This window comes from Janthinobacterium sp. Ant5-2-1 (assembly GCF_001445815.1).
In the GTDB taxonomy this organism is placed as follows: Bacteria; Pseudomonadota; Gammaproteobacteria; order Burkholderiales; family Burkholderiaceae_D; genus Janthinobacterium; species Janthinobacterium lividum_E.
The window spans coordinates 54,097-63,957 of record NZ_LNCE01000048.1 but is presented as its reverse complement, the minus strand read 5'-3'; the positions used below and the strand labels follow the sequence as shown (position 1 = coordinate 63,957).

Annotated in this window: 7 protein-coding genes; 3 read left to right on the top strand and 4 right to left on the bottom strand. The window is 60.2% G+C overall.

Annotated elements, in window-relative coordinates; translation table 11 throughout:
* Positions 1-139: 139 nt before the first annotated feature.
* The 4 genes from hprK to ilvA all read right to left on the bottom strand — a co-directional run bounded on the left by hprK (position 140) and on the right by ilvA (position 4,427).
* Entirely contained in the window at positions 140-1,075 is a 936-nt protein-coding gene (hprK, locus tag ASN89_RS16590; protein WP_034753337.1) for an HPr(Ser) kinase/phosphatase, read from the bottom strand.
* A gap of 36 nt (positions 1,076-1,111) precedes the next feature.
* Positions 1,112-1,594: a PTS sugar transporter subunit IIA gene (locus ASN89_RS16585; protein ID WP_034753339.1), complete on the bottom strand. Its 483-nt coding sequence runs from the start codon at positions 1,592-1,594 to the stop codon at positions 1,112-1,114.
* Between the two features lie 343 nt (positions 1,595-1,937).
* Positions 1,938-2,780, bottom strand: coding sequence for an NADPH-dependent 7-cyano-7-deazaguanine reductase QueF (queF, locus tag ASN89_RS16580; protein WP_058050045.1), 843 nt, complete (start codon positions 2,778-2,780; stop codon positions 1,938-1,940).
* Between the two features lie 111 nt (positions 2,781-2,891).
* A complete protein-coding gene (gene ilvA, locus ASN89_RS16575) occupies positions 2,892-4,427 on the bottom strand; it encodes a threonine ammonia-lyase, biosynthetic (protein ID WP_046682118.1) in 1,536 nt (511 codons plus the stop codon).
* A gap of 201 nt (positions 4,428-4,628) precedes the next feature.
* On the opposite strand from ilvA, the gene ASN89_RS16570 reads away from it, so the two are divergent.
* The 3 genes from ASN89_RS16570 to ASN89_RS16560 all read left to right on the top strand — a co-directional run bounded on the left by ASN89_RS16570 (position 4,629) and on the right by ASN89_RS16560 (position 9,859).
* Positions 4,629-5,120 (top strand): YqaA family protein, encoded by a 492-nt coding sequence (locus tag ASN89_RS16570; RefSeq protein ID WP_046682119.1) that lies wholly within the window; start codon positions 4,629-4,631, stop codon positions 5,118-5,120.
* A gap of 258 nt (positions 5,121-5,378) precedes the next feature.
* Positions 5,379-9,419, top strand: coding sequence for a DUF3683 domain-containing protein (locus ASN89_RS16565; protein ID WP_058050044.1), 4,041 nt, complete (start codon positions 5,379-5,381; stop codon positions 9,417-9,419).
* Complete coding sequence (locus tag ASN89_RS16560) at positions 9,416-9,859, top strand: HIT family protein (RefSeq protein WP_058050043.1); 444 nt, start codon at positions 9,416-9,418, stop codon at positions 9,857-9,859. Before ASN89_RS16565 ends, ASN89_RS16560 begins: the two co-directional genes overlap by 4 nt.
* Positions 9,860-9,861: the final 2 nt, after the last annotated feature.

Below are 9,861 nucleotides of genomic sequence, written 5' to 3'. Positions count from 1 at the left end.
TTCGCCCTTGCAAGGGCGAACTCCTTGGCAACATTAATCGCCACTCATGGCGAGTCGTTGGTGCAGCAGGGAATTCACGCAGCACTGCTGCGTGCCTGCGTAACGGTTCGCCCTTGCAAGGGCGAACTCCTTGGCAACATTAATCGCCACTCATGGCGAGTCGTTGCCGCTCCATGAATTCCTGCAAGGTATCGATGCCGCGCAGCTGCAGTATCGTATTGCGTACGGCCGCTTCCAGCAGCACGGCGATGTTGCGGCCGGCGGCGACGGGGATGACGACCTTGCGCACGGGTAAGCCCAGCACGTCTTCCGTGGGGAACAGGAAAGGCAGGCGCTCGACTTCTTCTTCCAGCGCGTTGCGGCGCACGAGGTGCACGATCAGTTTCAAACGCATCTTGCGGCGCACGGCCGTTTCGCCAAAGATGGCCTTGATGTCGAGTAAGCCCAGGCCCCGCACTTCCAGCAGGTTTTGCAGCAAAGGCGGGCAGCGGCCTTCGATCATGTTCGGCGCGATGCGCGAGAATTCGACGGCGTCATCGGCCACCAGGCCGTGGCTGCGCGAAATCAGTTCCAGCCCCAGCTCGCTCTTGCCCAGGCCCGAATCGCCCGTGATCAGCACGCCCACGCCCAGCACGTCCATGAACACGCCATGCATGATGATGCGCTGCGCCAGTTTTTTGGACAGGTAGACACGCAGGAAGTCGATCACTTGCGCGGCCGGCAGCGGGGTGGAGAACAGGGGAATGTTTTGCTCGTCGCAGATGGCGAGGATGTCGGGCGGCGTTTCCAGCCCTTGCGCGATGATCAGCGCGGGCGGGCCGCCGGCGATCAGTTCGCCGATCACGTGGGTGCGCGTGTTGACCTTCAGGCGCTGGTAGTAATTGATTTCCTGGTGGCCGAAGACCTGGATGCGGCCCGGATGGATCAGGTTCAAGTGGCCTACCTGGTCGGCGGCCGACGAGACGTCGCCCGAGATGAGGCGCTCGCCGCCGGGGAAGCCGGCGAACCAGCCCAGTTGCAGACTTTCACGATTATCGTCGTACAGGCGTTGTATCGTCAGCGGCGTTTGCAACATGGCAGTCTTCTTCAGGAGTGGAGGAATACCTGAAGTTTAACCCGCCGCTTGCAGACTGGGTTGCCAATTGACGATGCGCGAATGCACGGATTTCGGTTCCGGATCCGTGGCCAGCGCCGTACGGAAGGCATCATCGGAAAACATTTCGGCGATTTCCGACAGGATTTCCAGATGTTGCTGGGTGACATGATCGGGAATCAGCAGGAAAAACAGCAGATTGACGGGCTTGCCATCGGGCGACTCGAAGGGAATCGGCTCGGCCAGGCGCACGAAGGCGCCCAGCGGCGATTTCAAGGTTTTGCTGCCCTTGACTCTGCCATGCGGCACGGCCACGCCATGGCCCAGACCAGTCGAGCCCAGGCGTTCGCGGGCAAACAGATTGTCCGAGACGGTAGAGCGGGCGATGCCGTAATTGTTTTCGAAGATCAGGCCGGCTTGCTCGAAGGCGCGCTTTTTACTCGAGACTTCCAGGTCCAGCAGGACGTTTTCGAGGGATAATATTTTGCTAAGATTAGTCATGACACTCAATGAAATGGTGCAATGCGCAGAGGGCTTGCGAGCCGAATTATAGGCCTGTTTCGGCGGCCTGTAACGCCAATTCTCAACAGTATACGCCCGCTGCGGGCGCAGTGGACGCTACAGCCCACGTGGCCATCATTTTAGCAAAAAAATAACATCGGCGTGTATCGGCTATTTCTTGATTAAAAACACGCGGCGCGCCGGTTTTTCCGCCGCCGAATGCCGATTTTCCGATTTTTCAGCGTCTGTGACATGCTCTGCGGCACTACTGCAACGTTGTTTTAAAACACAGCCAACATTCCTGCTGGCATGGTTTTGTTGTTTGCCTGGAGGTGCTTGGTTGTTACTGACGGGCGTTGCGCAGATTGCCCGGCATCGCTCCCGTGCTGAAGTTGCTGCGCCATGGATTGATGTCGAGGCCGCCGCGGCGCGTATAGCGCGCATACACGGACAGTTTTTGCGGCTTGCACTGACGCAAGATATCGACAAAGATGCGCTCCACGCATTGCTCGTGGAATTCATTGTGTTCGCGGAAACCGATCAGGTAGCGCAACAGGCTTTCCTGGTCGATCTGCGGGCCCGCATACTCGATCTGCACGCTGCCCCAGTCGGGCTGGCCCGTCACCAGGCAATTCGATTTGAGCAAGTGCGAGACGAGTTTTTCTTCCACCGGCGCTTCATCCAGGGCAGCTTTCAGCAACAGCGGCGAGGGCGTGTATTGCGTGATTTCCAGGTCCAGGCGGTCGAGCAGCACGCCGTTGAATTCGCCCATCTTCAGCTTGCCGAAATCTTCCTGCAAGGTCAGTTCCACTTGCACGGGGGCGCCGAAACCGTTCGATAAATCCTGCTTGAGCAGGGTCAGCAGCGCATCCGGGCTGTCCAGCTTGGTCTGGTTGAACGAGTTCAGGTACAGCTTGAACGATTTCGATTCGATAATGTTCGGCGAATCGGCCGGCGCGCTGACCTTGGCAATGGCCACCTGCGGCTTGCCGCGCTGGTTCAGCCACGACAGTTCATACGCATTCCAGATATCGAGGCCAAAGAACGGCAGTGTGCCGTGCAACTCCAGCTCGTCGCGCTTGCCCTGGCGGGGAATGGGAAACAGCAGTTCCGGCGCGTAATTGGTACGGTAGGCGGAGCTTTTGCCCAAGGGAGACAGTTCGGCGAGGTCGTTGGTGGTGGTCATGGTCGTGTGGCGTGAATTCAGTCAAGGACGCATGGTAGCCTATTTCAGCCCAACGGCAAGGACAGGGGTCAGACCCGACGGGTCGGACCCCAGCATTTGCAATTGGGGTGATTACCCCAAAAATAATTTATACACAGGATTGCTGCTCTCATCCCAGTAACGATACCCGAGGGTATCGAGGAAGCGGGCGAATTCTCCCATCTCATCGGGCGGCACTTGCAGGCCGATCAGGATGCGGCCCACGTCGCCGCCTTGGCTGCGGTAATGGCACAGGGAAATATTCCAGTTCGGCGCCATGCTGTCGAGGAAGCGCATCAGCGCGCCCGGGCGCTCGGGGAATTCAAAGCGGTACAGCAGTTCGTCCTGGGCCAGGCGGCTCTTGCCGCCCACCAGGTGGCGGATATGCGACTTGGCCAGCTCGTCGTGGGTCAGGTCCAGGGTCTTGAATTCATGTTCCTCGAAGGTCTTCGCCAGCACGCTTGACTCATGCCGGTCGGCAATTTGAATGCCGACGAACACGTGCGCGGCTTTTTCATCGCTGATGCGGTAATTGAATTCCGTCACGTTGCGCGCGCCGATGAGCGAGCAGAAGCGCTTGAAGCTACCCCGCTGTTCGCGCATGGTGACGGCAAACACGGCTTCGCGGAATTCGCCCAGTTCGGCCCGTTCCGCGACAAAGCGCAGCCGGTCGAAATTCATGTTCGCGCCGCTGGCGATGGTGACCAGGGTTTCATTGTTGATCGGGTGTTTCGACAGGCTGGCCCGTTCCACATAGGCCTTGGCACCGGCCACGGCCAGTGCGCCGGACGGTTCCAGGATGGAACGCGTATCCGTAAACACATCCTTGATGGCGGCGCAGATGGCGTCCGTGTCGACCGTGATGATTTCATCGACATACGCCTGCACGAGGCGGAAGGTTTCCTCGCCGGCCAGGCGCACGGCCGTGCCGTCGGCAAACAGACCCACGTCGTTCAAGGTCACGCGCTCGCCGGCCTTGAGCGAGCGGGCCATGGCGTTCGAATCGACGCTTTGCACGCCGATGATCTTGATGTCGGGGCGAATCTGTTTCACGTAGGCGGCAATGCCGGCGATCAAGCCGCCGCCGCCGATGGGGGCGAAGATGGCGTGGATGGGGCCGGCGTGCTGGCGTAGGATTTCCATGCCGATCGTGCCCTGACCGGCGATCACGTCCGGGTCGTCGAACGGGTGCACGAAGGTCAGCTTCTGTTCCTTTTCCAGGGTCAGCGCATGGTTGTAGGCATCCGTGTACGACTCGCCGTGCAGCACCACTTCCACGTTCACGCCACCCCGTCCCTTGACCGCCTCGACCTTCACCAGCGGCGTGGTGGTCGGCATGACGATGACTGCACGGCAACCCATGCGCGCAGCGGACAGGGCCACGCCCTGGGCATGGTTGCCGGCCGAGGCGCAAATCACGCCGCGCTTGCGTTCCGCTTCGCTGAGCTTGGACATCTTGTTGTAGGCGCCACGAATCTTAAAGCTGAACACGCTTTGCATGTCTTCGCGCTTGAAGTAAATCTGGTTGTTCAGGCGCTGCGACAGGGCAGGGGCCAGTTCCAGCGGCGTTTCGGTGGCGACGTCATAGACGCGGGCGGTCAGGATTTTCTTGAGGTAGTCGATGTTCATAGTCTGCAAGCAAGTGATTCTGGGCCAGAAAGGGTCTGGAGCGTGTCTGTCGATAGCGGCGGCGCGGCGGCGGATAGCCTGGCGACAATAATGCTCTGTGGAACTGCGGGCGGGTATGCCTTTGCCGGCCGGTGCGATGTGTGCGGCGCCCAGGCTGCTCTTCATTATAATGGAGAGCCTTACTGCATCGCGAAGTGTTCCATGATCGAATCCGCAATCGCCTGGCTGCTGCAGCTGATCGCAGCACCGGAAGTCGGGCTGACATCGGTCTTTCTGATCAGCTTTATTTCCGCCACCTTGCTGCCGCTCGGCTCGGAGCCGGCCGTGTTTGCCGTCATCAAGGCCAATCCCGCGCTGTTCTGGGCCGCCATCGGCGTGGCCACCCTGGGCAATACCCTGGGCGGTATCGTCGACTACTGGCTCGGCTACCGGGCCAAGCAGGCTTTCGCCAAGGAGCGCGACACGCGCTGGTTCCGCTGGCTGGCCCGCTATGGCGCCAAGACCATGCTGCTGGCCTGGCTGCCGCTCGTGGGCGACCCCCTGTGCACCTTGGCTGGCTGGCTCAAGCTGCCGTTCTGGCCCAGCGTGGCCTACATGGCCATCGGCAAGTGCGCGCGCTACCTGACCATGACGGGCTTGCTGCTGTACGTGCCCGATGGCGTATGGCACCGGATCGGCCAGATGCTGGCCTGAATGGGACTGCCTGCAACGCCAGTTTGCCCCATTTTCGGGCAGGTCGATAGTTTGCAGTAGAGGTCAATTCTTGGCATTTTTGCGTCAAAAAATCATGGAAACTGGTTTTTTATTCGTGCAAAATAAGGCTTTTCCGTATTTGCTATGGGAGTGGATGAGGTGCTTAAACCTTGGGCGGCATAAGGCTGTTCCCGCATGGTGCGGCGCAATAAGATAAAATGGCCCTTTAGGGTCCAGTCTATATCGTCACCACACTCCATGAACGCTCCCGCACAAATCCAAGCTTTACTGGCAGAAACGCCGAATGGTCCCGCAGCAAGCCGCCTGCGCGAAATCCCGTATAACTACACGTCGTTTTCCGATCGCGAGATCGTCATACGCCTGTTGGGGGAGGACTCCTGGCGCCTGCTCGACGAGCTGCGCGGCGCCCGCCAGACGGGCCGTTCGGCCCGCATGCTGTACGAGGTGCTGGGCGATATCTGGGTCGTGCGCCGCAATCCCTACCTGCAGGATGACTTGCTCGACAATCCGAAGCGCCGCCAGGGCTTGATCGATGCCTTGCATCACCGTTTGGCCGAAGTCGACAAGCGTCGCCTGTCCATCGATGCGGCCGGCGGCGACGCGCTGGCGGCCGGCGAAGCGCCGGAAGTGGCCAAGGCGCGCAGCGCCAACGTGGAGCTGCTGCTGAAGGCGGCCAGCAAGGCCGTGGCCGACTTTGGCGACGAATTCCGCAAGACCTACGACTTGCGCAAGCGCACGGTCAAGGTGCTGGGCCGCTACACGGAAAAACACAATGTGCGTTTCGACGGCATGACGCGCGTGTCGCACGTGACGGACGCCACCGACTGGCGCGTGGAATACCCGTTCGTCGTGCTCACGCCGGACACGGAAGAAGAAATGGCCGGCCTCGTCAAAGGCTGTATCGAGCTTGGGTTGACCATCATCCCGCGCGGCGGCGGCACCGGCTACACGGGCGGCGCGATTCCGCTGACGCCGATGTCGGCCGTCATCAACACGGAAAAACTCATCACCCTGGGCGCTGTGGAAATGACGGTCTTGCCGGGCTTGACGCATGAATACGCGACGATCAATTCGGGCGCCGGCGTGATCACGAATAAAGTGTCGGAAGCGGCGGAAAAGGCCGGTTTCGTGTTTGCCGTCGACCCGACCTCGGCCCACGCTTCGTGCATCGGCGGCAACGTCGCCATGAATGCGGGCGGCAAGAAAGCCGTGTTGTGGGGCACGGCGCTGGACAACCTAGCCTCGTGGCGCATGGTCGACCCGAACGGCGACTGGCTCGACGTCACCCGCCTCGACCATAATCTGGGCAAGATCCACGATATCGCACTGGCACGCTTCCAGCTGGAATGGCGCCACCCGAGCACGCGCGACGCGACAAAACCGAACGCGCCGTTCAAGACGGAAATTTTGGAAATTCCTGGCCGCAAGTTCCGCAAGGAGGGCCTGGGCAAGGACGTGACGGACAAGTTCCTCGCCGGCTTGCCGGGCATCCAGAAGGAAGGTTGCGACGGTTTGATCACGTCGGCGCGCTGGATTTTGCACAAGATGCCGAAATTCGCCCGCACCGTCTGCCTGGAATTCTTCGGCCAGGCGCGCGACGCGATCCCGTCGATCGTGGAAATCAAGGATTACCTGGACGGCTTGCCGGCGAAAGGCGAGCAATACACGACCCTGCGCCTGGCGGGCCTGGAACATCTGGACGAGCGCTACCTGCGCGCCGTCGGCTACGCCACCAAGTCGAAGCGGGGCGTGTTGCCGAAGATGGCCCTGTTTGGCGACATCGTCGGCGACGATGAAAATGCCGTCGCGCAAGCGGCGTCGGAAGTGGTGCGTATTGCCAACACCCGCGTGGGTGAAGGTTTTGTTGCCGTCAGCCCGGAAGCGCGCAAGAAATTCTGGTTAGATCGTGCCCGCACGGCGGCGATCGCCAAGCACACCAACGCGTTCAAGATCAATGAAGACGTGGTGATTCCCCTGAACCGCATGGGCGAATACACGGATGGCATCGAGCGCATCAATATCGAGCTGTCGATCAAGAACAAGTTGCAACTGGCCGACGCCCTGAGCGCGTTCTTTGCCAAGGGCAACTTGCCAATCGGCAAGAGCGACGATGCATCGGACGACCGCGTGGACGACGCTGAAATGCTGGGCGACCGCGCCGAGCAGGCGCAGCTGCTGCTGGCGCAAGTCACGGCACGCTGGACCTATCTGCTGGCCCAGCTGGACCGTCCGCTGGTCGACGCGAAGGGTGAATTGGCCGAACTGGGCATGGAGCGCTTGCTGCCCGTGTTCGAAGCACGCCTGGAAACGCAGCCGAACGCGACATTGTTCGACGTGGTGCAGGACCGCACCGTGCGCATCACGTGGAAGCAGGAAATCCGCGCCCAGCTGCGCCAGATTTTCAACGGCGCCGCCTTCAAGCTGATCCTCGACGAGGCCACCGCGATTCACGCGCGCATCTTGCGTAGCCGCGTGTTTGTCGCGCTGCACATGCATGCTGGCGACGGCAACGTGCACACGAACTTGCCCGTCAACTCGGACAATTACGAAATGCTGCAGGATGCCCACGAAGCCGTAGGCCGCATCATGATTTTGGCCCGTTCGCTCAATGGCGTCATTTCCGGCGAGCACGGTATCGGCATTACCAAGCTGGAATTCCTGACGGAAGAAGAAATCGGCGACTTCCGCAGCTACAAGCAGCGCATCGATCCGGAAGGCCGTTTCAACAAGGGTAAATTGCTGAACTTGCCAGGCATGGGTGCCGACTTACGCAATGCTTACACGCCATCGTTCGGCCTGATGGGACACGAATCGCTGATCATGCAGCAAAGCGATATCGGCGCCATCGCCGACAGCGTCAAGGATTGCTTGCGTTGCGGCAAGTGCAAACCCGTGTGCTCGACCCATGTGCCGCGCGCCAACTTGCTGTATTCGCCGCGCGATAAAATTTTGGCGACCTCGTCCCTGATCGAAGCGTTCCTGTACGAAGAGCAGACGCGCCGCGGTATTTCCATCAAGCATTGGGAAGAGTTCGAGGACGTGGCCGACCACTGCACGGTCTGCCATAAATGCGTGACGCCTTGCCCGGTCAACATCGACTTTGGCGACGTGTCGATGAACATGCGCAACTTGTTGCGCAAGATGGACAAGAAGAGCTTCAATCCTGGTACCAAGGCCACGATGATGTTCCTCAACGCCACCGATCCCGTGACCATCAACGCCACGCGCAAGGTCATGATCGGCTGGGGTTACAAGGCACAGCGCCTGGGCCATGATTTGCTGAAGAAATTTGCCAAGAAGCAAACCAAGGCGCCGCCGCCATCGACAGGCAAGCCGCCCGTCAAGGCGCAGGTGATCCACTTCATCAACAAAAAGATGCCGGGCAACCTGCCGAAGAAATCGGCGCGCGCGCTGCTCGATATCGAAGACGACAAGGTTATCCCGATCATCCGTAATCCGAAGACGACGACGGCCGATACGGAAGCCGTGTTCTACTTCCCTGGCTGCGGTTCGGAGCGTCTGTTCTCGCAAGTGGGCCTGGCCACGCAAGCGATGCTGTGGGAAGTGGGCGTGCAGACGGTCTTGCCACCGGGCTACCTGTGCTGCGGTTATCCGCAGCGCGGTGCGGGCGAGTTCGACAAGGCCGAGAAGATGATGACGGACAACCGCGTCCTGTTCCACCGCATGGCCAACACGCTCAATTACCTGGACATCAAGACGGTGCTCGTCTCGTGCGGCACCTGTTACGACCAGCTGGCGACGTACCAGTTCGAGAAGATTTTCCCCGGCTGCCGCATCATGGATATCCATGAGTATTTGCTGGAGAAAAACGTCAAGCTGGAAGGCGTCAACGGCACGCGCTATATGTACCACGAGCCATGCCACAATCCGATGAAGCTGCAGGAATCGGGCAAGACCATCAATTCCCTGATCAGCACGGTAGACAACGTGAAGATCGAGAAGAATGACCGTTGCTGCGGCGAATCGGGTTCGCTGGCCGTCACGCGCCCCGACATTTCCACGCAAGTGCGTTTCCGCAAGGAAGAAGAGATGGTCAAGGGCGCCGATAAGCTGCGCGGCGACGGTTTTACAGGCGACGTGAAAATCCTCACCAGCTGCCCGTCGTGCCTGCAAGGACTCTCGCGCTACAATGACGATTCGGGCACAACGGCCGACTACATCGTCGTCGAGATCGCCAAACACTTGCTGGGAGAGAACTGGATGCCGGATTACGTGAAACGCGCCAATGACGGCGGCATTGAACGGGTGTTGGTGTGACCTGCGATCTGTGCACACTGCTGGACGGCTACGCCAACAAGCAGGGTCTGGAGACCTTGCTGTGGCGCAGCGAGCGCCTGTCCGTCGTGGCCGTCGATGACGCCGCCTATCCCGGATTTTGCCGGGTGATCTGGAACAAGCACGTCAAGGAAATGACGGACTTGACGCCTGGCGAGCGCAACTACGTCATGGAAGTCGTGTGGCAAGTCGAACTGGCCGTGCGTGAAGTGATGCAGCCGGAAAAGGTCAACGTGGCCAGTTTCGGCAACATGACGCCGCACGTGCACTGGCACGTGATTCCCCGCTACCGCGACGACGCGCATTTCCCGAACCCCAGCTGGGCCGTCGTGCAGCGCGAAACGGCGCCCGAGGTGCTGGCCGCGCGCCGCGCCCTGCTGCCGGCCTTGCGCGACGCCATCATTCAACGTTTATCCGCATAAAG